This window comes from Pedobacter sp. BMA (genome assembly GCF_001027745.1).
In the GTDB taxonomy this organism is placed as follows: domain Bacteria; phylum Bacteroidota; class Bacteroidia; order Sphingobacteriales; family Sphingobacteriaceae; genus Pedobacter.
Window position 1 is genome coordinate 62,873 of the sequence record NZ_LECU01000006.1, and the last position, 26,680, is coordinate 89,552.

The 26,680-nt window shown below is 40.8% G+C and carries 19 protein-coding genes; 4 read left to right on the plus strand and 15 right to left on the minus strand.

The features are described 5' to 3' along the window. Nucleotides 1–15 precede the first annotated feature (15 nt). The 9 genes from AB669_RS12305 to miaB form a co-directional block, all read right to left on the minus strand. On the minus strand, nucleotides 16–1,038 hold the full coding sequence (locus AB669_RS12305; protein WP_047799630.1) for a PorP/SprF family type IX secretion system membrane protein: 1,023 nt from the start codon (nucleotides 1,036–1,038) through the stop codon (nucleotides 16–18). Beyond that, complete coding sequence (locus tag AB669_RS12310; RefSeq protein WP_082120665.1) at nucleotides 1,035–6,983, minus strand: PKD domain-containing protein; 5,949 nt, start codon at nucleotides 6,981–6,983, stop codon at nucleotides 1,035–1,037. The genes AB669_RS12305 and AB669_RS12310 overlap by 4 nt, the downstream gene beginning before the upstream one ends. A 309-nt stretch (nucleotides 6,984–7,292) precedes the next feature. Next, the gene (gene groL / locus AB669_RS12315) at nucleotides 7,293–8,930 is read right to left on the minus strand and encodes a chaperonin GroEL (protein WP_047799631.1); all 1,638 of its coding nucleotides are present in this window, start codon (nucleotides 8,928–8,930) and stop codon (nucleotides 7,293–7,295) included. 154 nt (nucleotides 8,931–9,084) lie between these two features. After that, nucleotides 9,085–9,375, minus strand: a complete 291-nt coding sequence (groES, locus tag AB669_RS12320) for a co-chaperone GroES (RefSeq protein ID WP_029281770.1) — start codon at nucleotides 9,373–9,375, stop codon at nucleotides 9,085–9,087. 245 nt (nucleotides 9,376–9,620) lie between these two features. Then, nucleotides 9,621–9,983 carry a preprotein translocase subunit SecG gene (gene secG / locus AB669_RS12325; RefSeq protein ID WP_047799632.1) on the minus strand — a complete coding sequence of 121 codons (363 nt, stop codon included), beginning with the start codon at nucleotides 9,981–9,983 and terminating at the stop codon, nucleotides 9,621–9,623. Between the two features lie 16 nt (nucleotides 9,984–9,999). After that, nucleotides 10,000–10,902, minus strand: coding sequence for a hypothetical protein (locus AB669_RS12330; protein WP_047799633.1), 903 nt, complete (start codon nucleotides 10,900–10,902; stop codon nucleotides 10,000–10,002). Between the two features lie 67 nt (nucleotides 10,903–10,969). Continuing rightward, the gene (locus tag AB669_RS12335) at nucleotides 10,970–11,467 is read right to left on the minus strand and encodes an LptE family protein (protein ID WP_047799634.1); all 498 of its coding nucleotides are present in this window, start codon (nucleotides 11,465–11,467) and stop codon (nucleotides 10,970–10,972) included. A 74-nt stretch (nucleotides 11,468–11,541) separates the two neighbouring features. Beyond that, nucleotides 11,542–12,786: a sigma-54-dependent Fis family transcriptional regulator gene (locus AB669_RS12340; RefSeq protein WP_047799635.1), complete on the minus strand. Its 1,245-nt coding sequence runs from the start codon at nucleotides 12,784–12,786 to the stop codon at nucleotides 11,542–11,544. Nucleotides 12,787–12,857: 71 nt separating this feature from the next. Then, nucleotides 12,858–14,276 carry a tRNA (N6-isopentenyl adenosine(37)-C2)-methylthiotransferase MiaB gene (gene miaB / locus AB669_RS12345; RefSeq protein WP_047799636.1) on the minus strand — a complete coding sequence of 473 codons (1,419 nt, stop codon included), beginning with the start codon at nucleotides 14,274–14,276 and terminating at the stop codon, nucleotides 12,858–12,860. A gap of 204 nt (nucleotides 14,277–14,480) precedes the next feature. Here miaB and AB669_RS12350 point away from each other — a divergent pair, with 204 nt between their 5' ends. The 4 genes from AB669_RS12350 (at nucleotide 14,481) to AB669_RS12365 (ending at nucleotide 19,722) form a co-directional block, all read left to right on the plus strand. After that, nucleotides 14,481–16,283 carry a hypothetical protein gene (locus tag AB669_RS12350; RefSeq protein ID WP_047799637.1) on the plus strand — a complete coding sequence of 601 codons (1,803 nt, stop codon included), beginning with the start codon at nucleotides 14,481–14,483 and terminating at the stop codon, nucleotides 16,281–16,283. Nucleotides 16,284–16,336: 53 nt separating this feature from the next. Then, the gene (locus tag AB669_RS12355; RefSeq protein ID WP_047799638.1) at nucleotides 16,337–18,145 is read left to right on the plus strand and encodes a hypothetical protein; all 1,809 of its coding nucleotides are present in this window, start codon (nucleotides 16,337–16,339) and stop codon (nucleotides 18,143–18,145) included. A gap of 63 nt (nucleotides 18,146–18,208) precedes the next feature. After that, nucleotides 18,209–18,766 (plus strand): LemA family protein, encoded by a 558-nt coding sequence (locus AB669_RS12360; protein ID WP_047799639.1) that lies wholly within the window; start codon nucleotides 18,209–18,211, stop codon nucleotides 18,764–18,766. Next, nucleotides 18,766–19,722: a DUF3137 domain-containing protein gene (locus AB669_RS12365; protein ID WP_047799640.1), complete on the plus strand. Its 957-nt coding sequence runs from the start codon at nucleotides 18,766–18,768 to the stop codon at nucleotides 19,720–19,722. Before AB669_RS12360 ends, AB669_RS12365 begins: the two co-directional genes overlap by 1 nt. Before the next feature lie 22 nt (nucleotides 19,723–19,744). Here the strand turns inward: AB669_RS12365 and AB669_RS12370 are convergent, their stop codons facing one another. Genes AB669_RS12370 through AB669_RS12395 form a run of 6 tightly spaced genes read right to left on the minus strand, consistent with a single transcriptional unit; the run spans nucleotide 19,745 to nucleotide 26,643 of the window. Then, nucleotides 19,745–20,107, minus strand: coding sequence for a response regulator (locus AB669_RS12370; RefSeq protein WP_047799641.1), 363 nt, complete (start codon nucleotides 20,105–20,107; stop codon nucleotides 19,745–19,747). Nucleotides 20,108–20,127: 20 nt separating this feature from the next. Further along, complete coding sequence (locus tag AB669_RS12375; RefSeq protein WP_047799642.1) at nucleotides 20,128–20,712, minus strand: chemotaxis protein CheB; 585 nt, start codon at nucleotides 20,710–20,712, stop codon at nucleotides 20,128–20,130. Next, on the minus strand, nucleotides 20,697–21,515 hold the full coding sequence (locus AB669_RS12380) for a protein-glutamate O-methyltransferase CheR (protein WP_047799643.1): 819 nt from the start codon (nucleotides 21,513–21,515) through the stop codon (nucleotides 20,697–20,699). Before AB669_RS12380 ends, AB669_RS12375 begins: the two co-directional genes overlap by 16 nt. Further along, nucleotides 21,516–21,887, minus strand: a complete 372-nt coding sequence (locus AB669_RS12385; protein WP_047799644.1) for a response regulator — start codon at nucleotides 21,885–21,887, stop codon at nucleotides 21,516–21,518. It abuts the gene before it with no gap. Nucleotides 21,888–21,904: 17 nt separating this feature from the next. After that, the gene (locus AB669_RS12390; RefSeq protein WP_047799645.1) at nucleotides 21,905–25,492 is read right to left on the minus strand and encodes a response regulator; all 3,588 of its coding nucleotides are present in this window, start codon (nucleotides 25,490–25,492) and stop codon (nucleotides 21,905–21,907) included. A gap of 17 nt (nucleotides 25,493–25,509) precedes the next feature. Further along, nucleotides 25,510–26,643 carry a hybrid sensor histidine kinase/response regulator gene (locus tag AB669_RS12395; RefSeq protein WP_047799646.1) on the minus strand — a complete coding sequence of 378 codons (1,134 nt, stop codon included), beginning with the start codon at nucleotides 26,641–26,643 and terminating at the stop codon, nucleotides 25,510–25,512. Nucleotides 26,644–26,680: the final 37 nt, after the last annotated feature.

The window sequence follows — 26,680 nt, forward strand, 5'->3', positions numbered from 1 at the left end:
TTAATGAAAGGCAAATTAATAAAAATCATAACACCTTAGGCCATTTGCCCTACCGCCGCTGGAACTATTTTTATAATATTTTTCATACCCTACTCCAATTTCAGATGTTCCGCCAGTATTGCTATAATTGATTTTAGATGTGGTGGCATCATGGCTGATACCTAACCTGAATTTTTCACCATTGGTTCTGCGATTGAAGATATCAAAGATTACAGAAAAGACTATGGCATCATTTCCGTTTGCATTTCCATCATTTCTATACCATATCCCCGCATTAATGCCGGCATATTTATATTGCAATCCTGCGCTATAAGAGCTTACATTTTGCTGTTTATAAGCCACAATAGATGGAATGATGTAACTGCCATCGCGATCATACTGATCAGGGATAAGCGTTAACTTGTAACTTAGGTTCCCAGAAATGCGAACAGGGAGTTTTGCCTGAAAGCCTGAAATCGATTCATCAGGACGGTTTAAGTGATGCGCGGCCAGCCCCATCATAAATTTCCCGAATACCAGGTTGGTACCGGCATTCGCATCCAGATAAAAACGGCTGTCGACACTGGGCCTTTCTGCTCCCGAAATACTACCTGGCAAATATCCTGAGCCAATGTCAATCTGATCGCCAAATACAAGCTTATCCCAATTCAGCTTCTGATTCGTGATTCCCGCTTGTAATCCAAAAGACAGGGTAAAATCATCCCCATCAATAATGTAAGAATAGCTGGCTGCAATATTATTTTTAACCAGGTATGCTGTGCCTTCACTGCTTCGGTTAAATATCAGGCCGATACCGCTATTCATATTATGGAGATTTAAGTCTCCCGACGCACTCATATAGGCATAGTCGCTCGCTAAACCGCTCCACTGGTTCCGATATAAGGCGTTAAAACGCATATCACCTTCAAACTGACCGGTTAAAGCTGGATTTAGATAGATTGGCGCGTTATAGAACTGCGAAAAAATATGATCCTGCCCTAAAGCAATTAGTGGCCCTGCTATCAGCAGCAATAGTAAACTCACCCTCCTCATCATCATCTGATTAAATATATTACACCTGTTTTTCGCGGCGGAGAGGAATCGAATGTCATCCCCTTCCAATCGCTTCCGTTTATGAACTTGACGTCTATTTTCCAATAATAAACCCCCTGTGGCTGTTCCTGACCATTGTATGTACCATCCCATCCTTCCAAAGGTGCTCCATCATCAAGCTTCGTGGTTTCCCATAGTAGCTGACCCCATTTATTAAATACCGACATCGTCCATGATGCAATTCCCCTACCCTTAGCTTTAAATGTGCGGATTTCATTTTTAGCGCTTGCGGGCATAAAGGAATTCGGAACACTTAAATTTCCGGGAACGCCTATAATCCTAACCGATTGGGTAGTGGCTGATGAGCAACCCTCCTTGTTTAAAGTTTTCAGCGTAACGGTATATGTACCATTTTCAGCATAAGTGTGATTTGGATTTTGGAGCGTAGAAGATGCGCCATCGCCAAAGGTCCATTCCCAGCTAACAGCATTCATACTAACATCTTTAAAACCGAAGGTATAATTCGGAATAGACAACTCATTTCCGGGACTAACAGTGAATGCAGCAACGGGAGGAGAAACAATGCTGATGAAATTGGATATTGTAGTGGTGTTGGTACAGCCAAGTGTATTGGTGGTGGTTAGCTTAACCGTATAGTTTACGCCCGTTCCGGCATAAGTGTGTTCGGGTTCAAATTGTGTTGATGGTGTTGAACCGTCTCCGAAATCCCACAGGTAACCGACAGCTCCAACACTGGTATTTTTAAACTTGACTAACAAGTTAGTACAGCCACTGGTTTTGTCAGCAGAAAAAGCAGCAGTTGGTTGTGCCCTGACGGTTACCGTCTCAGTAGTGGTGTTTTTGGAACAATCGTTTTCTGCATCCAGCCTGATCGTGTATCTTCCGGGTTTAGTAAAGGTATAGGGATACACGCCAGCCGCGGTTGAGAATGCTGTATTCACCTCACCTGTATCTTCATTGGTAAAAGTATAAACAAAGCTGCTGGCGCCGCTGGTGTTATTGACAAAGTTTACGGTATGTGGCGCACAACCAATCTTCTCATTACCATTTACGACCAGTTCGGGCACAATGTTATTGGGAGAAACCCTGATCGTATTAGATGTTGTTTGTTCCCCACAATCATTTTTCGCTGTCATCCTCACCACAAAATCCTTTACAACAAGTGTTTGGAAGGTATGCGGAACCGTTCTTCTGTCGTTAAAAGTTTCAGGGTTAGTGCCATCTCCAAAATCATAGGTATAGGTTGTGCCTGTACTTTCAGGACCAGTATTGCTAAAATTCACGAGCAGAGCCGAACACCCTGTAGTTTTATCAGGAGAAAATCGTGAAACAGGACTAGCTTTGACCATCACAGTTGAAGTGAAAGTAGATGGTCCACATGGTGTTGTAGCGGTTAGTGTTACTGTATAGGTAATGTCTTTACCTGTAGGATCGGGCTGAAAAGTTACTGCGGGTGGTTGTGGAGCAGTTGAGGTAGTACCATTGCCGAAATTCCAGGCGAAGGTTGCATCGGTTAAAGAAGTTGAGGTATTGGTAAAAGTAACGTTCAATGGTCCGCAGCCTTGTGTAGCACTCTGGGTAAAAGAAGGTAGCACATCCTGGTAGGTAGAAAAGGTATGTGATGTTTCAGCAGTGCTACAGCCTAGGCTACTGGTAACAACCAGTTTGATTACAACAGTTCTATTTGGCTCATTTATCGTGTAGCCAGGAAATACGGCCTGAACCCCAATCTGTACGTTATCGGCATACCAGGTGTAGGTGGCATTACGATCGGGATATAAGGTTGCTGCGACATTGTTAGCACTAAGCTGGAAGGGCGCACATGCCTTATCGGTCAAAAAGGTTATTTCTGCCTTTGCAGGAGGATTTACCGTAAGTTTTACCTGGTTGCTTGTGGTGCCGGAACATGATCCACTGGAGACATTTCGTCTGTAATAGATTGTGGAAGTCGGTACGGGAGGTGTATAGTTTATTATTGTTGCGCCCAATACATCACTCCAGGAAACCGCATCTAAGCTAGACTGCCATTGATAGTTATATGTGCCATTACCACCTGAAGGCGTAGAACCTGTCAATGCTGCTGCGGCACTTCCCTGGCATATTTGCTGGTCTGCGCTAATGGTATTGTTACTTAAGGTTGGAAGTATATTAACCTGTACACTGTTGCTGACTGAAGTACAAATGGTACTATTTACAAGCCGCCTGTAATAGGCAGAAAGGGAGGCAACTATGGTCAGGTCTTTACCAGTCGCAGATGTTATATTTACCCACGTATTCCCATCAGCACTACTTTGCCACTGGTAACTAAAACTGCCTGCTCCACCAGTTGGAACCTCCCCCAGTATGCTTACGCTTTGCCCTGCGCAAACCGGTGACGACGAAACAGAAATATTATTGGTAACCGGAGGAAAATAAGTTATAGATGTTTCAGATGAGGAAGGTGGACACCCTGCGAACCCGTTAATTGTCCACCGGAATGTGTAAGTACTGCCCGGAGTTAAGCCCGTTACGGTAGTATTATTCAAGGATGGATTGGTTATGACAATACCTGTTTGTCCGGATGTAAGGGTCCATATACCAGTATTAGGCGCGGGGTTATTCCCATTTAAGGTAATTCCATTGCCGCTACACAGGGATTGGTTTGGGCCGGCATTGGAGACTACCGTACCTGGATTCACGGTTATTGTTGTTGCGGTTGATGCGGCTTCAATACATGCACCACTCTGAACGATTGCGCGGTACTGAGTGGTTACAGTTAAACCAGAATATACCAGTGGATTAGCGGTTGAGGTAATCGTTGACCAGGTAATTCCATTATCGATTGACCTTTCCCAACGGATAATATCTCCAACCTGTCCCGCGAGCGTAATGCTTCCCCCATTGCTACCCGAGCAAACCGTAGCATCACCAGATGTACTCCCCCCTACACTTAAGGGGTTTACCGTTATTTGCACATCATCTGATGCAGTAGAGCAGGATGCATCGCTAATGGTCCATTTAAAAACATAGCTGTTTCCGGGCTGCAAACCTGAGACTACAGTGTTGGCTTGGGTATCATTGGCAAAATTCACCGTATTTGATGCAGACACTACTGACCACTTACCCGAACCAACTATCGGAGTATTGCCTTTTAAGGTGTATGTGCTCGCATTGCAAACAGACTCATCCGGCCCGGCAGCAGGTAATGTTGCACGCGGCTGGACGGTTATGGTTACAGAAACCGGGTTTCCTGGACATCCCGCAGAAGAAACAGGAGTAAAAACATAGGTAACGGTGCCGGTTGTTGCACTTGAGTTAAGCAGAATATCATTTACAGTATTCACTGATGTTGGGCTGGCCATCTGACTGTTTCCTGTGATCAATCCTGTAACAGTACTGGTGTAGCTATAATTAACTGCATTGATATTCGACGCTAAAGTAATTGCTGAAGAAGTATTGTCGCATATGGTTAATGCCGCAGGCGTGGCTGTCATTACCGGATTGGGACTTACTGTAACTACTAAAGTAAAGGGCGTACCCTGGCAACCATCCTTTTCGGGCACTATGGTGTAGGTTACTGTTACATTGTTTACGGGATCTGAATTGGTGATAACGTCATTAATCGCACCGCTTCCCGACGGTGAATATCCGGCTGCGCCCGGGGTTCCGGCGGCAGTCCAGTTATAAGTAACCCCTGCTACAGACGACGAGGGGGTGTATGAAACATTTGTGCCTGTGCAGATATTCTTTGATGATGCACTATTCAGGCTAATGTTTTCCTTTATTCTCAAAATCACATCATCATTTATTTCATTGCAGGGCGTACCAAGTGTTGTAGTTGCCCTAAGCTGCAATGTGACCAGGCCGCTAGCCTTTTCTGCAGCCGTTGGCGTATACACAGCGTTCAGCACGCCGCGTCCGGGTGAAAAAGTACCTGCCCCCCCTATCCAGGTCTGGCTGTTTACAGATCCTGTTATCGTTGCATTTAAGGTGAAGCTCGATTCATTAAAGCATATACTCTGATCAGGTCCTGCATTAACAACCGGAGCGGTGGTAAATGTGAGTTTCTGGCTGCTGGTAGCAGTTCCGCAATTATTTTTGTGTACGATAGTGACGGTATAGCTATCATAGTTGTCAAATTTGATAGATGGATATTTCGAGTTTGCCGTTGTGCCGCCTGTAAAACTATAGGTTCCACCCGCAGCCGCACTTACGGTCCAGGTATAAGTATCGGCCTGGTCTTGCGAAGTACCCGATATTGTGGTTTTAGTTGGACCGGTTGTGGTATTATTAAAATCATATGTAGCCAGGTTACACAGCGTAAAATCGGGAGATAAAGTTGCAACTGGCGAAGCATTTACCACTACTGTTTGAGGTGCGGTAGTCACTATACCGCAGGAAGGCGTGGTAATGCTAAGCGTGATGGTATAAACACCTGCATTGGCAAAGCTAAACTCCGGTTCTTTACTTGCGGCGTTCGTTCCATTCACATAATTTACGGCAGGCGAGACATTCCAGGAATACACATTAGCTGCTTCACAAATGTTATCCAGCACGGATAGATCGGCCGCTTTTAAGGTAGAGTTACTACATATGGTATTAGTAGGCAAACTAAACGCTGGTTTTGGCGGGTCCTGAATACAGATTTCCATCTCTACAGGATCTGCCGGACATGCTCCGGAGCTGGTAGATTCCAGACGGATGATATGCTTTCCATGTGTAGGAAATTTATAAACAAGACTGTAAGAAATCGGTTTATTTACCGCTACGGCTGCACCATCAACAAACCAGTTGTAGGTTACCGTATTGGGCTTACATTCAGGCGTATTCGTGTTAGGATCCTCTCCTAAAACGGATGTATTGGCAAAAGTTATATCTGTATTTGTACAACCCGGAGAATTGAATGAAAAGGCGTTTATAGGCTTTACCACGACTTTAGCAGAAGAAGATATTGGTGTACCGATAGTTCCGCAAAAGGAATTCGAGAGGTTAATGGTAACCGGAAAGGCATTATAGATTGTTCCTGCACTGGTTGTTGAAACACTGCCACAAGAGGATCTGATATAGGAGTGGCTTACTGTTCCGCCACTTTTCTTAATATCACAAAGTGAATAAACTGAAGTGGTTTGGTCTCCCCAGGTAATGGTGTAACTATCGCCTGGAAAATTGTACTGTATTCCTGCGGGCGAAACGATGTCTACATTGAATGTAAGCATGCCCAGTGGCAGACATACAATGTTATTACCTGAAGTTCCAAATGCAGTTACAATTTTATTATTAACCAGCAAATAAGCTTTGGTGGCTACTGTTCCGTTAGGCATTATGGCCTTAACGAAAATGGTATAATGTGCGTACTGCGCTGTAAAAGATTGTATAGGTGTGGAAAAGCTGATGTTTGCAGGACTTCCTCCATTGAGCTCGTCAGTTACGGTTGCAGTAACATTACTGTTCGCAGTAGATTCATTGTTGAGGAAAAACTGATTGTTGTCTCTGCTGATACAGGTACCAAAGGTTTCTGTGTTATTTGGGTTTAAATAATTGGAGGTGACTTTGGCCTCAATAGCTGAACCTGCCTTCACTTCAAAAGAGGCAGAGCCATTACTAACAGATGCGGGGTTAGTGGTTTTAACCCTTACTTTATAGCCTGTACCAGGTATTGTACCCGCGGGGATGATACCATTAACATAGGTACTATAAAAACCACTGTAACTTCCTATTAAAGTTTCGGATGCGAAGCTTCCATTCTGATCGGAAAGGTATAACTGAAACTGGTTGCCTGGATTGATGCAGTTTGTACCCACATTGAACGGAACGGCAATTGTACTTCCAGGGGTATAGGGACCGCCATCAACAGTACCAATAGTTACCTGGGCAAAAGTTTTAGATGTAAAAAAAACTGCCCCTAAAAAAAGGGCAAATAAAAGCCAATTCCTCTTACAACGAATCTTCATAAATCTCTAACACTAGGGAATGATTTTATTGCGTTTTTAAAGCGATGTTTTGTTGTTGTAAAGCTTTAATTATCCTACTTACTTATGTGTACGACATATACAACGCATGTAATAATTATTCGAGGACAAAGAACGTAATTTTTCCTTTACACTAACAAAAGTTTACATCAACTCGAACAAAATGAACGGCTTGCAAGCATCAAAAAAGGCCCATTGCGTTCTATTGAAGCATAAAAAAACCCCCAAGGGTTGTAAACCTTGGGGGTATATTTTTACACGAAATTATTTCTCGGTATTTGGATTTAATGATTACATCATTCCACCCATACCGCCACCGCCCATTGGCGGCATAGCAGGAGAACCACCTTCTTCAGGTTCATCAGCCAAAACAACTTCAGTTGTTAATAACATAGCCGCAATAGATGCTGCATTTTCCAATGCTACACGGGAAACTTTAGTCGGGTCGATAACACCAGCACCGATTAAGTTTTCATAAACATCAGTACGTGCATTATAACCATAATCAGCTGTTCCTTCTTTAACTTTCTGAACCACGATAGAACCTTCAATACCTGCGTTTTCACAAATCTGACGTAAAGGTTCTTCAATAGCACGACGGATAATCTGGATACCAGTATTTTCATCTTCGTTAACACCTTTTAAATCAGCGATAGAAGCAACTGCACGAATGAAAGCAACACCTCCACCTGCAACTATACCTTCTTCAACAGCCGCACGCGTTGCATGTAAAGCATCATCAACACGGTCTTTTTTCTCTTTCATCTCTACTTCGGAAGCAGCACCAACATAAAGAACTGCAACACCGCCGGCTAACTTAGCCAAACGCTCCTGTAATTTTTCTTTATCGTAGTCAGATGTTGTTGTTTCGATTTGTGCTTTGATCTGGCTAACGCGAGATTTGATATCATCAGAATTACCAGCACCGTTGATTACAGTTGTATTGTCTTTATCCACTACAACTTTCTCAGCAGAACCTAAATAAGTTAAATCAGCATTTTCTAATTTGTAACCTCTTTCTTCAGATACAACGATACCGCCGGTTAAGATTGCGATGTCTTCTAACATAGCTTTTCTTCTGTCGCCGAAACCAGGTGCCTTAACAGCAACAACTTTCAGTGAACCACGGATTTTATTAACTACTAATGTAGCTAATGCTTCGCCATCCAAATCTTCAGAAATAATTACTAATGGTTTACCAGTTTGAACCGTTTTTTCTAAAACAGGCAACAATTCTTTCATGTTGCTGATTTTTTTGTCGTAGATTAAAATGTAAGGATTATCTAATTCAGCCTCCATTTTATCAGCATTGGTTACGAAGTAAGGAGATAAATAACCTCTATCAAACTGCATACCTTCTACTGTTTTAACTTCAGTTTCAGTACCTTTTGCTTCTTCAACAGTAATTACACCATCTTTACCTACTTTACCCATTGCTTCGGCAATTAAAGCACCAATTACCTCATCGTTGTTTGCCGAGATTGAAGCTACCTGCTTAATTTTGTTGTTGTCTTCACCAACAGTTTGCGATTGCTCTTTTAGGTTTGCAACAACTGCAGCAACAGCTTTATCGATACCACGTTTTAAGTCCATCGGATTTGCACCTGCAGCTACGTTTTTAATACCTGTTGTGATAATCGCCTGTGCTAAAACAGTTGCAGTTGTAGTTCCATCACCTGCAATATCAGCAGTTTTAGAAGCTACTTCTTTAACCATTTGTGCGCCCATGTTTTCAACCGCATCTTTCAATTCGATTTCTTTTGCAACAGTTACACCATCTTTAGTAATTGCAGGAGAACCGAATTTCTTATCGATAATTACATTACGTCCTTTTGGGCCTAAAGTTACTTTTACTGCATTTGCAAGAATATCCACACCACGTTTCAGGGCGTCGCGTGCTTCTACGTTATATTTTACTTGTTTTGACATTTCTTTTTAAATTTTGATTGATTGTTTGAGAGAATGATTGAATTGGATTTCGATGTATCCTATCATTCAAAAATCACTCATTCTATAATTTTTGATTATTTCCTTGATCAATGCTGAATTCACCCGTTGAGGCATCCAGTCATTCAATCATTATTTACCCCACTACTGCGTAGATATCAGTTTCACGCATAATTAAGTAATCTTTACCTTCGTAAGGGAATTCGGTACCGCCGTATTTACCATAAATTACAACATCACCCACTTTTACGCTTGCTTTTTTGCCATCGGCATCTTCCTCAGAAACGGAAACTACAGTTCCTTTTGATGGTTTTTCTTTAGCGGTATCAGGGATATACAAACCCGATGCAGTTTTTTCTTCTGCGGCAGCTGGTTCAACAATTACTCTATTCGAACTGCCAGCAATTGGTTTTAGGTTTAACGCCATAACTTTTATTATTTTTTATTTTGATTTTGTTTTTAACTAAGCTATCAATTAACACTTTTTATGCCAATAGCCTTTCGGGGACAAATTTACACCACTACTGTCAAATTTCTAAACAAATGGCGTATAAGGACAAAAATTAGATGCCAGCTTGGCAGATTGAATCAATGGATAATTCAACAAGCCCTGATTCCAAAAAAAAAGCTTTCCTTTTAGAGGAAAGCTTTTAAATAATTGCCATTATGATGTTATTTCTTTGTAGTATCTGTTGATGCCGGCGTTGTAGCAGCAGGTTTAGTGCTGTTTAAACCGCCACCTAGCGGAGAAGGAGATGGTGTTTTATCTAAACGCTCCTGAATAGCAGAGTTACCTACTGCGGCAGTACCGCCACTGGTTTTTGAAACTGTAGTTATACCTAATGTTAACACTACGATCGCGGCTAATAAAATCCAGGAGCCTTTTTCCAAAACATCGCCAGTACGTTGTACTCCAAACATATTGCTTGTGCCACCACCTGTAGCTAAACCACCACCTTTAGGGTTCTGTATCAATACAAACAAACCTAAAGCTATACACGCAATAATTAATAAAATGATTAAAAAGGTTACCATGGTAATATTATATTTTTTAAAATTTCTTTTCTATAGATTGGATAAGGTCGGCAAAGTAACCACTTTTTTCTGGATATTTCAAACTTAATTTTTTATAAGTATCTATGGCCTTGTGATAAAGCATTTGTTCGATGTAAATCTTAGCCAGAGTTTCGGAAACGAGGTCGTAGTGGTCTTCAGCGCTTTTCTTTGCTTTATTCTCATTATCGATCTGTTCAGGCTTTGGAGGCTTTATTGTTGGATCTTCCTTTAAGAACTTTTCTATAATTTCTGCCCCTTTGGTATCCTTAATCTCTGCCGGGTATTCTGCAAGGTGATCAGCAACCTCAAACGGTGTTTGTATATGAAAAATATGTTCAACATATTGTTGCTGAAATTCTGCTGCATCAGGTTTTTGCTGTTTTTTGGAAACTTCATCCGACTTACGGTGTGCATAGGGCTGAAAAACCTGTTCGTGCTCTTTACGTGTTTTAGCTAACCACCACAAAAAAGTGTATGGAAGCTGATCATCATCATATTTAGAAACACGACTGAGTTCCGGTTCATCAGGAATTACCGTTTCAATCTGCGGAACCTGTTGCACTGCTACTGTATCAATCTTTTTCTCAAATTCAAAAAAATCAATTGTCGCAACACTTTCTATAAATAGTTCTTCTTCACCTTTCAAACCGGTGACTTCATGCTCCATTAGGGGTTTGTCCTCCTCAACGGATACCATATTCAAGACATGAAAGAGTACATTCCCCTGGCTATAGAGTGCTGCTTTGGGAACAAATGAAGCTTCAGCTCTGGCCAGCAACAAATGCAGAGGCTGTGCATAAGGATATTCGGCAACCATTTCTTTTAAAAAAGGTACATGCGACTTCCTCACCTTTCCAGGTTCGGCAATTAAATCAGCAAGTAGCTTTTTGTTATCCATGATCTGAGTTTGGTGCTAAGTTAAAAATTGTAGTCGGTATAAAATATTTTGTTTCACATATGGACACCTACCATTGGGCGAAAGCCCTGTTGAAGATATCTTCTGTAAGCTGCCGGTTGATATTTTCTATTGCTGCAGGTATGGCTGCTGCAGTGGGAGAATAATCAAGATACTTTGTAAAGCTCTCTTCAAAACTCTCTTTCTCATGATCTTTTACATTATTACGGTATTTCACAGATACGGTGATCGTTAATCTGTTTGCACCTGCTGTTGGCGTAGAAGTTCCCTGCAAAGCGACCGGCTTTATATCGTACCCTGTGATCCTGCCTTCAAAAACAGCATCGGCTTCTCCCGTACTTACGCTTAAACGGGTTTGGTTACGAATCCTTGTTTTTAAGGCTTCGGTAAGCGCATTGGCCAATGTTGGTACAACAAGTGGCGCATTATTTTCGAACACACGTACGTTCACGGATTTTAAGCCATCGGTAGATGCACCACTGAATTTATAAGTACAGGCCGAACTGAGGGTTAGGAGGGCAATTAAAGCAATAAGTCTGATTTTCATCTATTTATATCTTAACACTTGTGTGAAATAGAAAGTGATTTTTAAGCTGGAATTATCTCATAAAAGCTAAAGTATTATAAATTTAACTCTTTAATTTTCCTGTATAGTGTACGTTCTGAAATACCTAACTCCTGAGCGGCAAACTTACGTTTACCTTTATGTTTCTTAAGTGCTTTTTTGATCAGGTCTGACTCTTTATCTACCAGTGATAAGGACTCTTCCACTTCCTCAGCATCGTGCGCGAAATATTCGGGGCTGCCATTGCTGTTATTATTATTGTTTGGTGCCGGATGCTGAATGGTAAATGCATGATCATTTCCTCCAGGCAGCTCAACATCGCGGTAAAGCTGATTGATGTACTGAGGATTATCGGCCAGCACTGTTGCTGTATTCCCTCCATGCTGAATAATTTCAGCAACAAGTTTTTTCAACTCTACCATATCTTTTTTCATGTCGAAAAGCACCTTATACAAAATATCTCTTTCGGTAAAATCTTCTTTCGACTGTGCATTTATTGCCATTGGCAAATTGCTGCCTGCTTCATTTGGGATATAGTTCAGGATAGCCTGTGCGTTAACATTTCTATCTTTTTCGAGCACACAGATTTGCTCAGCGATATTTTTCAACTGACGAACATTTCCGGGCCAGCTGTAATTGGTTAAAATCTGAACAGCTTCAGGCTCCAGGTGAAGCCCTGGCGAACGGTATTTATCACTAAAATCTGCTGCGAACTTTCTAAACAATAAGAAAATATCTTCCTTACGCTCATGTAGCGCAGGGATACGTAGCGGAACCGTATTCAACCGGTAATATAAATCCTCGCGAAATTTTCCGTTTTTAACACGGGTATATACGTCAACATTTGTAGCTGCGATAATGCGAACGTCTGTTTTCTGCACTTTGGACGAGCCTACTCTCAGGTATTCGCCACTTTCCAGAATCCTGAGTAAGCGTGCCTGCGTGCCCAGTGGCAGCTCGGCTACTTCATCCAAAAAAATAGTGCCGCCATTTGCTACCTCAAAGTATCCTTTTCGTGCTTCATGTGCACCGGTAAAAGACCCTTTTTCGTGTCCGAATAACTCTGAATCAATCGTTCCCTCTGGAATTGCACCGCAGTTTACGGCGATAAAAGTTCCATGTTTACGGGCGCTCATTTGATGGATAATCTGAGAAAAAACCTCTTTACCGCTACCACTTTCACCAGTAATTAGCACAGACATATCCGTTGGGGCCACCTGACTGGCAATATCTATGGCACGATTTAGTAATGGAGAATTTCCAATAATACCGAATCGTTGTTTAATATTTTGTGTATCCATTCTTTAGTATCAAGTATATAGTATCAGGACTGGCCGCAAATTAAGATCGTTTGCTTTTAAGTCTTGTGGTTCTACACCACGATCTTTCCTATTAGTGTTGCCGAGGTACACCTTTCGATATATACATTGGCATACTGGCCTGGTTTAACGTCCTCAATTGCCGGGAAAATGGCCATTGCACCACTATCCCCTCTTCCGCAATAATCTTTATCTGATTTTTTAGAAGTGCCCTCTATCAGGACTCTAACTGTTTTGCCCACCCATTCCTGCAAGCGCATTAATGAATGCTCCTGCTGCTTAGCGAGTATTTCGGCTAAGCGACGTTTTTTGACGTCTTCAGGAATATCATCTTCCAGTTTACGGGCAGCTAAAGTTCCAGGTCTTTCAGAATAAGTGAAGTTATAGGCAAAATCGTATTGCACATAATCCATCATACTCAGGGTTTCCTGGTGTTCCTCTTCTGTTTCAGTACAGAAGCCTGCGATGATATCTGTTGAAATTGCACAGCCCGGGATAATTTCTCTGATGGCATCGATGCGATTGATATACCATTCGCGGCTGTAAGTTCTGTTCATTAATTCCAGCACACGGGTATTGCCCGACTGGACCGGTAGGTGAATGTAATTGCAGATGTTATCGTATTTAGCAATGGTACGTAAAACCTCATCGGTAATATCCTTGGGATGTGAAGTGGAGAAACGAACCCTTAATTCAGGACTAACCAAAGCTGTTTGCTCCAGTAGCTGAGCAAAGTTTACTGATTCTGTGCCGTCTTCAGAGGTCCAGGTATATGAATCTACGTTTTGTCCCAGCAGTGTAACTTCACGGTAGCCCGCATCAAACAAAGCTATGGCCTCCTGAATAATTGAATGTGCATCACGGCTGCGTTCGCGACCTCTAGTAAATGGCACTACGCAGAAAGAGCACATATTGTTGCAACCACGGGTTATAGAAATAAAAGCTGTAATTCCGTTACTATTTAAACGAACCGGGCTAATATCTGCGTATGTTTCCTCGCGAGACAGTAAAACGTTTACGGCTTTATGTCCACTTTCTACCTGCTCGATTAAATTTGGCAAATCCCGGTAAGCATCAGGACCCACTACTACATCGACCAGGCGTTCTTCCTCTAAAAATTTTGATTTCAAACGCTCAGCCATGCAACCCAGCACGCCAACAATTAATTTTGGATTACGGCGTTTTTCCGCACCAAATTGCGACAGGCGATTTCGAACCCTTGTTTCCGCATTTTCACGAATAGAACAGGTATTAATGAATATCACATCTGCCTGATGGTAATCACCTGTAGTTTCAAATCCAGTTTCAGAAAGAATAGAGGCAACAATCTCACTATCTGCAAAATTCATTGCACAGCCGTAACTTTCGATATATAATTTACGGGCATCGGCTTTAAGTGGTGTATCTAAAATTAAAGCTTCACCTTGCCTTGCTTCATCATGCGTCTTATCCTGTACTTGTAAATCAATCATTATTTAAAAACATTTGGAGGATTGCAAAAATACACAAATAAAATTAAAAGTGACAAATTGACATATTTAGTTGTAATGTTTACAAACGAATTATTTTCGGATTGGTCGTATTGGATCAGGTGATGTCTGAACGAACTAACAGATAGCGCATGAAGATACAAACCTTTCACAGTTCTATCTGTTACCTATCGATAAGGCAATAAAATGACTGCTCAAAAAAGAAATAAACTCTGGACCTGGATCGCGTGTATCATTGGTGGATTAATATTAATCGGAGCTTTTGGTGCAATGTTCATTAGTGCGCGATGGAAGCCTATTCTAACGGAAAAAATAAAAGAGGGGGTTTATAATGGCTCTCATCATCTGTATACTATAGATTTTAAAAGCATTAACCTTAATATTATTACCGGAAGTCTGGCGCTGCGTGAGGTAACTTTAAAGCCAGACACTTCTGTGTACGATAGTTTGAAAAAGCTAAGTCTAGCTCCTGCGCACACCTTTGAACTGAAATTGAAAAAACTTCAGATTACACGTGTGGGGATTTTGACTGCATATTTCAAAAAACGTGTGGATGTAAATGAAATCAGGCTAGACAAACCATCTATTAATATGATTTTTAGCAAGGTTCCAAAAAAGGCCGATACCGCCAAAGTAGAAAAATCCCTTTATGAGCAGATTTCCAAAACCTTTAAATCGATTCGGGTGCATAGTATCAAAATTGTTGATGCTGACTTTGATTATGTGAATAACTCCGGTGGTAAAAAGGTGAAAAATGACATTAAGCACCTTGATATAACAGTTGACGATTTTTTGCTGGATTCACTATCCGGACAGGACACATCACGCTTTTATTACACCAAAGATATTGCTTTCAGATTGGCTGGTTATAAATCGGTAACCAAAGACAGAATGTACAATATGAAAGTTGACACCATTACAGGTTCATATGCTACAAGTAATATTACAGTTAAAGGTTTTAAACTCACGCCACTTTATCCGGAATTAGCATTTGCCCGGAAATATAAAATTCAAAAAGACCGGTATAATCTTTCGTTTGTGAAAATCGAATTTAATGGTGTTGACTTTACTGGATTAAATACCGATCAAAGCCTGCATGCCAGGTTGTTAAAAATTGGTCCGGGAAAGGTTGAGGTTTTCATGAGCCGGGAGTCGCCTCCTCCTCCAGGACTAGACAAAGGGCGAAATTATCCACACATGGCGCTGAAGCGTTTGAATATTCCAACGATAATTGATACGGTCAAACTGCAGCAAATAGATTTGAAGTATTCGGAATATAATCCGGCAAGTAAGAAAACGGGATCTGTAGAATTTAATTCCTTAACCGGAAATATTCTGAATGTGACCAATGACAGTTTACGCCTGGCCAAAAACAATCATTCTAAGGCTAATTTTAATTCCCTTTTGATGGGCAGCGGTAGGCTGAATGTTAAGATCGATTTCAACCTGACCGATAAAAACGGGGCATTTGATTACAGTGGCAGTCTGGGTAAATTTGACTTTAGAAAACTCAATTCACTATCAAAGAACCTTGGTTTAGTTGAAATTGAAAGCGGCTATGTTCAACATATTGATTTTAAAGCAAGTGGAAATCTGCGCTCTGCTACCGGATCAATGAATATGCTTTACAGTAACCTTAAGGTCAAACTGCTATCGGACAACATTGATGGAAATGGCACTAAAGAAAAAGGGTTTCTATCATTATTGGCCAATGCGATACTGGTAAAGGATGAGAACCCAAAAAAGGGCGATGCGCCAAGAACAGCAACGATGACCAACAGCAGAATCAGCTCGGCCTCATTTTTCAACCTGATGTGGAAGACGATATTTGTGGGGATAAAAGATATTGTAGGTGTTGGTATTGTTCCGGAGAAGAACCCTGTAAAGCAACAGAAAGTCATTGCTAAGAAAATACGGCAACAAAAGCGTGAAGACCGACGTGAGGCCCGGAAAGAAAAAAACAGGAAGAACAGGCAGGAGGATCAATAAATTCATTTTATAAATGTATATTGCTGGTAAAACAAGCACTCCCCGTTTATTAAATGCCAGATACCAAGCGCAACCGTTATCAAGTTTATAAGTGGATTACAGGCGTACTATTCGCCATACTTATGTTGCTTTTTGGTTTGGCCTGGTTTTTAAATGTAAAATCGCGCCCGATTCTTACTGACCGGATCAAAACTTTGCTATACAAATCTACAGATAGCCTTTACACCATTAGTTTCTCTAATGTGTCGACGAATATACTGACAGGTAATGCCACACTGGAAAATGTTAGGATCAGGCCTGACACGACACGTTTTAAGCAGCTTATCGGATTAAAACGTGCGCCAAATAATCTGTATACTGTTTCCCTGAAAAAGCTTTCGGTCAAACATTTCCATCCTTTAACTTTATATCAGGAGCAAAAGCTTCAGCTCGATGAGATTATTTTCGACAAGCCGGAAGTATCCATGCAGAATCAGCAATTTGCCTTCAATGAGGGGCGTGCACCAAGGCCGGTTAAATCACCATATGCCTTTATTTCGAAAAACCTGAAAGAGTTTTCAATCAAAAACATTCTGTTCAGGGATGCCAGTTTCAAATACGTCAATAAAAATCGAACTGACAGCCAGCCATTTCTGATTGACGATTTAAACATCACCTTAACCGATCTTCTTGTGGATTCCACTTCTGCTGAGGATGAAAGCAGATTTTATTTATTAAAGGATATTGTTATTAATCTCAACAACTATGTTTACACGACACCCAATAAAATGTACAACATTAAACTGGATCAGCTTGATTTCAGGGCTACGACAGGAAAGTTAAGGGTAAATAGTTTTGCTCTGGAACCGCTTTACGATGAGATGCAGTTCAGCAAGATACATCCTGGTAAGGAACGGTTTGATATTCGCATGAATGATTTGCAATTAAACGGGATTGACTTACCGCTGTACATCAGCAAGCAGGAAATATGGGCAAAGGAAATGGCTATTGCGCATGGTCAGGTATCAGTATTCAATGGGAATGATGGACTTCCAAGCGCTAGTGAGCGTGCCAAGGAGAGCAAGGTTGGCCGCTTTCCGCATCAGTTATTGCAATTGGTGGAAGTGCCAATCCTGGTACAAAAAATTCAGCTTAAAGATATTAACATTAATTACGGTGTTTTCAATGGTGAAAGCCAGCAAAAGGGAAGAATTTCCTTTGAGAACACCTCCGGTATCATCAAAAACGCGACTAACCTGGATAAAATCAAAGCCATAAATCCCATCATGGATGTTAACCTCAGGTCTTATCTTTTCGGTCAGGGAAAACTTGATGTAAACTTCAGATTTGACCTTAAAGCGAAAGACGGTGCATTTCTTTACAATGGAGTGCTGCATGGTTTCAATGCCCGAATTCTGAACCAGATCACCAAACCGCTGGGACTGGTGAGAATTAACCGTGGGACGGTAGACCAGCTGAAGTTCAGTTTCAAGGCCAATGATGCAGGGGCTCATGGTAAAGTTGCTTTTTCGTACTATGATCTATCTGTGGCGCTAATGAAAAATGATCCGACGAAAGACCATTTAATTACACGGGGATTTCTTTCCTTTTTAGCAAATGCGCTTATTATAAAATCGGAAAATCCAGGCCCAAGCGGAAAGCTGGTTACTGTTGACGTGGATTACCTGCGTCCCAACTACTCCTCTTTTTTCAACATGATCTGGAGAAGCCTGTTTGTTGGAATAAAGTATAGTGTGGGGATTACAGAAGAGAAACAGAATGAGATTAAAAAACACATTGCCAACTTTAAAGCCATGCAGGAAGGGCACCGCCTTCGCAAACTGAAACGGCTGGAACGCAGAAAAAAAACAGAGCAGCGTTAACCTATCATGTTGACTATTGTAACGTTTTATTATCTTTAGTATCTAAATTAAAAAACACAAGTTATGATTATTGCACTCATTATCATCGCCCTGTTATTCATTATTGGGATTTCATTTTACAATTCGCTTATCGGAAAGAAAAACCAGGTTACCAACGCTTTTTCTGCCATTGATGTGATGTTAAAAAAACGCTTTGATCTAATACCCAATCTCGTTGAAGTGGTAAAACAGTACACCAACTATGAACAGGGTACTTTAACCAGGATTGTTGAGCTGAGAGCTAAAGCTACATCCGGAACGCTTAGTGATACTGAAAAAGCACAGCTCGACAGCCAATTAAGCAGCAGCGTAAACGGGTTGATGGTTAATGTTGAAAATTATCCTGATTTGAAAGCCAATACGAATTTCATTAACCTGCAAACCACCTGGACAGAAAGCGAGGAACAGATTGCCGCGGCCAGAAGAACCTACAATGCCACGGTAACAGAATATAATAATGCCATCATGATGTTCCCAGGGAGCATTTTTGCAGGTATGCTCAACTACCAGACTGTTCCGGTACTGGAAACCGTAGCTGATGAGCGTAAAAATATTAGTGCCAGGGATCTCTTCAATAACTAATGTCTTCCACTATCAATACAAATGTGGCTTTACAAAATGTGTTGGCTGCAATGGAAGTTGAGCGGAAAAAAATAGCTTCAGCTCAAACGAAAGGATATATTTTTATTGCAACCGGAATTGTTTTGGGGATTGTTGTCTTCTTTCTGGGTTTCCCTATAATTGGAATTATTTCGGGTTTACTACCTCTGGTATATGGCGGAATTTTACTATACCAGATCAATGATGAGTTGCAAGCCTATAAAAATTCCTATAAACATGATGTAATCGGTGCTGCACTGAAGTTTTTGGATCAGAGCTTAACCATTCAACCTAATATAGGTATTGAGGTTTCGGAGTTTATGTATACGCAATTATTTAACACTGAACCTGACCGGTACAACACAGAGGACCTGGTAAGCGGATCATCGGGGCAAACGAAGTTTTACTTTGCTGAGGTGCATGCTGAATACAAAACCGTTACGCAAACCAAGAATGGCACACGCACTGAGTGGCATGATATCTTTAAAGGAATTATTTTTGCGGCCGATTTTAATAAAGACTTTAATGGCATTACCATTGTCAGGCCGAAAGATTTTGGCAGCTCATTAGGTGCCTGGTTTTCCAAGCATATTTATTCGTTTGGAAATAAGGATGTGGTTCAGCTGGAGAATCCAGACTTCAGTAAAACCTTCGTAACCTATGGGAGCGATCAGGTTGAGGCCAGGTATATTCTGACACCATCTATGATGGAGCGTATTTTAAGTCTGAACAATCAAAGTAAGTACAGCATTAGCCTTTCATTTGTACAATCCAGAATGTACATTGCCTTTCCGCTTATCCGAAATTACTTTGAGGCTCCTGTTTTTAAATCACTGCTCAACCCAGATGCATTAAATGATGATAGTAATGCCATCAGGTTTATGTATGATATTGTTCAGGAGCTGGATTTAAATACAAGAATCTGGGGGAAACGCTAATTTTTAATGCGTCAAATAGAAATTAGCTAAGGTGTTTTTTCACGATTTCTTCCAATGCTAAAATGTCGAATGGTTTAGACAGATAGCTATCTGCTCCAGCTTCGTCAGCAAGAGCCGAAATATCATTATTGGCAGAGAAATATATTACCGGAATGTGTTTGAGATCGGGATGGCTTTTTAACGCTCTTGTAGCTTGTATTCCTCCTAAATCCGGTAACCAGTTGTCCATAAAAATCAAGTCGGGCATATACTCCGAAACTTGTTTTTCAATTTCATTAGCGCTTTCTGATGTTTTAATCTCATAACCTGCATCTTCCAGAATAAAGGTGCACAAATCGAGAATATCCCGATTATCATCGAATACAAAAACCTTTTTCAAACTCATTTTAACCTCCAGAATAGCAATTAATTATTTAATTTATTTATGTACTTAGCCATTTCAAAACTATGCAGTAAAACATGTGGCTTCACATTTAAAGCAGCCTGTTGTGGCATGTAAGGCATTATAGCTGTGTCAGGATTCTGTATAACCACAATTCCCCCCAAATTGTTTACAGTTTTTAATCCCTCTACACCGTCCGCATTCGAGCCGGAGAGCAAAATACAAACCAACTTATCCCCAAATATATCTGCAGCAGACTGGAAAGTGACATCAATAGCAGGGCGGGAATAATTTATCTTCTCTGAATAATCTAACGATATACTTCTGTTTTGCTCAATAAGCAAGTGATAATCCGAAGGAGCCAGGTAAACTTGTCCGGGCTGCAATATTTCCTTTTCCTCGGCTTCAGATACCGGTAAAATGGTTCTGTTTCTTAGTAAATCACTCAGGAGCGATTCATTATTGGCTTTTCGGTGAATCACTAAAATAATGGGGAAAGTGATATTTGGACTGAGGTCGGGAAATATTTCGAGCAATACATCTAAACTTCCTGCTGAACCGCCAATGACCAATGCCTCACATCTTGTAGAACCTATAGTTTGCGCCATATTTTCTCCAGTTTCACTCTTTTATATTCTTTTGATTTGGCCCAGAATTCCAGACTTTCTTTACTGCCTAGTGCGAGGTAGCCCAATTTTTCAATGCTGCTATCAAACAGGTTAAATACCTTATGCTGAAGGTCTTTATCAAAGTAGATCAAAACATTTCTGCACATGATAAGCTGGAACTCGTTGAATGAGTGATCAGAAACTAAGTTATGCGTAGAAAATATCATTTTACTATTTAAGCTTTCATCAAATTTAGCCAGTGAATAATTAGCGGTATAGTAAGATGAAAAATCTTTTATTCCTCCAGATTGAATATAGTTTTCAGAATACTGTTTCAGGTAGTTCATGGAAAACATCCCTTTTTTTGCTTTCTCTAAAACCGACGGGTTGATGTCGGTTGCGTAGATCAAAGACTTACCCAATAAATTCAGTTCTTTCAACACTATTGCTAAGGAATACGCTTCCTCTCCTGTTGAACATCCAGCTACCCAAACCCTGATAAAAGGGTATGTACCTAACACGGGAAGTACCTCGTTTCTCAAGGCTTTGTAGAAGGATGGATCACGAAACATTTCGGTAACATTTACAGTGATTTCCTCTAAAAACCGTTTGAAATATTGTTTATCACTTCGAATGGTATACCTGAATTCTGCGAAACTCACAAAGTTGTCAAGTGCATACAGACGTGTAATCCTTCTTTTTATAGATGCATGAGAGTATTCCAGAAAATCGTACCCGTGAGTTTCGAGAACATCATTGAGCAATAATTCAATCTGCTCGTTATCTATTACATCACTTATCACCTAATTTGTAAATTTTTCTATTTGTACTATTAACTCATCAACATTTATCGGTTTTGAAACATAACCTGAAGCTCCGGCACTCAGGCAGCGTTCTTTATCGCCTACCATTGCCTGTGCCGTAACAGCGAGTACGGGTATGTTCTGCATTTCCTGGGATTTTTTCATCGCAGCAATTGCCTGGTAACCATCCATGTCGGGCATCATCATATCCATTAAAATGATGGATACATTTTCATTTTGTTGTATGATTGAAAAGCCTTCCCGGGCACTTGTTGCGGAGAGGCAATTGAAACCTTTGGCCTTTAGAACAGCTTTTAATGCAAAAATGTTTCGGTTATCATCATCAATAATCAGAATTGTTTTTTGAGGCATATTAATTATAAAATGGTTTAAGATGTATGATGATTTTCATAAAGCCAGACACGCAAAAGCGAAATCAGCTGATCCATATCAACAGGTTTACTAATGTAATCAGAGGCTCCGGCGGCGATACATTTCTCTCTATCGCCCATCATGGCTTTGGCCGTTACAGCAAGAATAGGGAGGTTTCTGTATTTCATGTCTTGTCTGATTGCCGTAGTGGTTTCATAACCATCTAACTCAGGCATCATCATATCCATCAAAACCACATCAACGCCAGGATTTTCATTTAGCATTTTTAGCGCCTCTTTCCCATCTGTTGCAGGTAAGACCTTCATTTGATGTTGCTCCAGAATTTTTGTCAGGGAGAAAATGTTTCTTACATCATCATCAGCAACCAAAACGGTTTTACCTTTTAAAACATCCTGCAATTCTGAGAATCGTTTAGGCGCCTTGGTTTTCTCCTTGCTCTGTTCTTCCACCAGATGCAGGAACAGGCCTGCCTCATCTAATATACGCTGGTAAGAATGGGCTGTTTTTACCACAATCGAATCAGCATATTGCTTAATGCGGTTTTCTTCACCTTTTGAAAGGTTTTTACCTGTAAATATAATAATTGGAAGGTTTTCCAGACCAGGTGTTTTCTTTACCACTTCAAGTGTTTCATATGCATGCTTGTCGGGAATACCCATATCAAGAATTACGCAATTCACTTCAGGTTTATGCAATGCAGAAACACCATCATTTACCTGGCTTACAATTTCCGTCTGAATATTGAAGTTGCTTAAGAAATAACTTAAAGCCTTTGCATGCTGCTCATTCTCTTCAACGATCAATACTTTTTTGGGATGCCGGCTCAAAGCATGTTCCAGTTTAGAAAAGATTTCCTGCATGTGCTCGAAAGCAAATGGCTTGTTTATGAAATCGACAGCTCCTTTCAATAAACTTTCCTTCTTAACCTGTAATGATGACATGATATGAACAGGAATTGGTCTTGTTGCCGGGTCTGCCTTCAACTCTTCCATGACCTGCCATCCATCTTTAACGGGCAGCTGAATATCGAGGAGAATGGCCAATGGCTTATAAGATCTTGCCATTTCTATTCCCACATCACCTCTCACTGCAACTAGTCCCTTATAATTGCGTTTGCGGGTAAAATCGAGCAGGGTTTTCGCAAAAGGGGTATCATCTTCAACGATCAATATCACCTTATCATCGGGCGTGATATTATCTCTATCGTCATCGATTTCCTGAGGGATGTTTGCGACAGTTAAGCGTTCAATTTTCTTTGGTGCTGAGTCTGCTACCAGAATTGGTTTTCGTTCAACGATTTCAACCGTTCCTTCCAGGCCTTTATTTTTATCAACGGGAAGCGTAAGTGTAAAAATACTTCCTTCACCTTCTGTACTTTTCAGGTCGATATATCCTCCTAACAATTTGGCGAGTTCCCGGCTAATCGACAATCCAAGGCCCGTACCTCCAAACTTCCTCCTTGTTGAGCCATCTGCCTGCTGAAAAGCTTCAAATACCATCCCCTGTTTTTCCGGGGCAATGCCCACACCAGTATCGGTAACCTTGAAAATCAAGGCTTGTTGTTTTTCAGATTTAGTGATATTTAGTTTAACTGAACCTTGCGTTGTAAATTTGATTGCATTGGATAGCAGATTTTTAATGATCTGTTCCAGACGCATTTTATCAGTGTGGAAATACTCGGGAACATCCTCAGCTTTGTCGACTACGAAGTTCAGGTTCTTTTCTTTAGCCAAAGGATTAAAAAGCGAGCGCATGTTGAGCATGATATCATCTACTTTGATATTTGCCCTATCGAGCTCCATTTTGCCGGCCTCAATTTTCGAAAGATCTAAGATTTCATCAATCAAGCTCAGCAAACCCTGACCTGAGCTTTGTATCACCTCAGCATACTCCTGATGTTCGCGATCCATTTCTTCGTTTTCAGACATTAATCTGGACAGCAACAAAATGGAATTTAGCGGTGTTCTCAATTCGTGCGACATATTTGCCAGAAATTCAGACTTATATCGGGTACTTAATTCGAGTGCTTCAGCTTTCTGTTGAATTTCGATATTTCGTTCTTCGATTAATTCATTCTTTTCCTCGAGCAAGCTGCTCCGTTCTTCGAGCTCCTGGTTACTCTGTAATAACTCTTCCTGTTGCACCCTAAGCTCTTCCTCAGATGCCTGCAGCTTTTGCGCCTGGGCCTCAAGTTCAGCATTAAGTCCTTCCAGCTCATTATGCTGAACCTGTAGCTCTTCAGATTGTGCCTGGGTTTCTTCAAGCAACTGTTGCAATTTCTGTCTGTTCTGAGCTCCCAGTAATGCCGTACCCACATCGGTTAGGACGAGATTTAAGAAATGGAGTTGCAGGTCCGTATAGTGGCCAACTGTACCCAGTTCAACACCTCCAATTGAAATTTCATTACGGATAATGGGTAAAACTACAAGTTGAGCGGGTTTGATATTTCCTGTGGCATGGGTAATGGTTAACTCATTCTGCGGAACATCTTCAATTAGAATCCGTTTGCCCGACTTTACCACCTGGCCTATTAAGCCCTGACCAAGTTCAATGGTGTCTGCCAAATTTGTTCCCTTTAAGGCGTATTGTGCTTTCAGGTGTAAATATCCATCATCTTTAAAGAGGTAAATGGCGCCAACCTGGCTTTTGGTGTATACGGCCAAAAATTCAAGGATATCTTCGGCCAAATGAAATACATCTTTTTCGCCAACCATTTTGATATTGAGGTTTGCCACACCGGTTTGTAACCATTCATTGTCGGCAAGTGTATCAAAAGATTTCTTCAACGAGGTTGACATGCTATTCAATGAACCTGAAAGCTCGCCAATATCATCCTCCGACTGGCCATCTAACGTTACACCATAGTTACCAATGGAAATCTGATGTGCAATTTCTTTAATTGCCACAATCCGTTTTTCCATCTCATATTTTTTATCTTCAATTTCCTGATGCAGTTTTACCCGCTCATCAAAATCTACGGAGACTTTTCTGTAGAAAAACAATGTGATCAGTATTGCGAGTAGGGCTGCAATGAGGATTAATATTGGTGTATATGCGCTAAGTTTGTTTAATTCTGCTGTACGTACATCTAACAGTCTTTTCTCTTCAGCAACCAATTTGCTTACAACCGAACGTGCCTGATCCATATATACCTTTCCCTGGAAAAGTACAGTAGGATCAATTGCGCCACCGAGTGTTTTGATTTCGATGGTGGAGCTGATAATGCCCATTCGTTTGAAGAGAATAGCCCTTAATGCGGCAACATTTTTTTGCTGAACAACATTGTCTTTGGTTGCCGCTTCCACCCGCTTGAGAATAGCGGCAGCAGAATCGCTTGCGCCGTAGTAGGGAGCTAAAAAAACTTTATTACCGGTTAGAAGAAACCCTCTTTGTCCTGTTTCTGCATCTTTAAGGTAGGAGATAATATTTTCGCTGTTTAATATAACCTCATCGCTATGCTTGACCAGCTCGGTACTTTGAATGAGGTTCCTGATGCTCACATATGAAGCGAGTGAGCTGATGAAAAGAATAATTAGCGATAAACCGAGGCCTAAGCGTAAATTATTTTTAAGCGTTGTTTTCATTATAATATCTGAGGTAATTATTCTTGATTTTTAGTGATTTCTGCTTCGGTTATCGGGATGATAAAGTAAAATTCAGAGCCCTGATCGGGAGTGCTATTTACACCAATAGTACCATTGTGCCTTCTAATGATTTCTGAGCATATGTATAATCCAATACCTAAACCATTAAATCTGTTGCTGCTATCTTCTACACGATAAAATTTATCGAAGATTTTTTGCTGTTGTTCTTTGGAAATACCTATCCCAAAATCTTTCACCGCAAGATAAAGTTTTTCGTCTTTGATGTTGATGGTTACATTCACCTGGTTGGTTCCAGGTGCATATTTTATGGCATTTGTAATAAAGTTAATTACAACCTGTTCGAGCCTCATCTCATCACCAAAAATCATATCCCTGGTTTGTCCAAGCTTGGTTATGATAAAATCCGGATTTGATTGCTGCAACATTTCAATCGCGTTATTGACCATATTATCGGCGCAAAAAGGCTGCATATTGAACTTCATCTTGCCGCTTTCGATTTTAGAAATATCAAGCAAATCGACAATCAGGTCGTTTAATTTTTCGAGCTGTATGCTGGCTTTATCCAAATGATTTTTGGCCAACTCCTTATTGTCTTTATCGAGGCTTCGCTGCAAGAGTTGAATATAGCCTTTAACACTCGTTAAAGGTGTTTTCAGTTCATGACTGGCTATACTGATAAATTCGTCTTTTTTATGCTCGGCTTCTTTTCTAAACTCTATTTCCTCAAGAAGTTTTTCCTGCACTTCGTTCAGTTTTCTGCTTTGCTCGTAAATGCGGTAGAAGGTTTTGATTTTAAGTAGCAAAACATTGATATCCACCGGTTTTGTGATGTAATCTAGTCCCCCGCTCAGGTATCCTTTGGTAATAAATTTGAGTTCTGTATTAACAGCTGAAAGGAAAATAATGGCGGTATCTTTTGCTTTACTGAACCCGGAAATGGCTTCTGCAACTTCGAATCCATCCATATCCGGCATCTGGACATCAAGAATGATTAACACATAATTGTTCTTTAAAACCTTCTTTAGCGCCTCCTCTCCTGATGATGCCGTGTCGACATCAAAGTTATGTGCTTGTAATACTTTCTGTAACGAGATCAGGTTTTCAGGCCTGTCATCAACTATAAGAATCATCTTTTTTAAAACAAATAAGAAGCTGGGATAATTATGT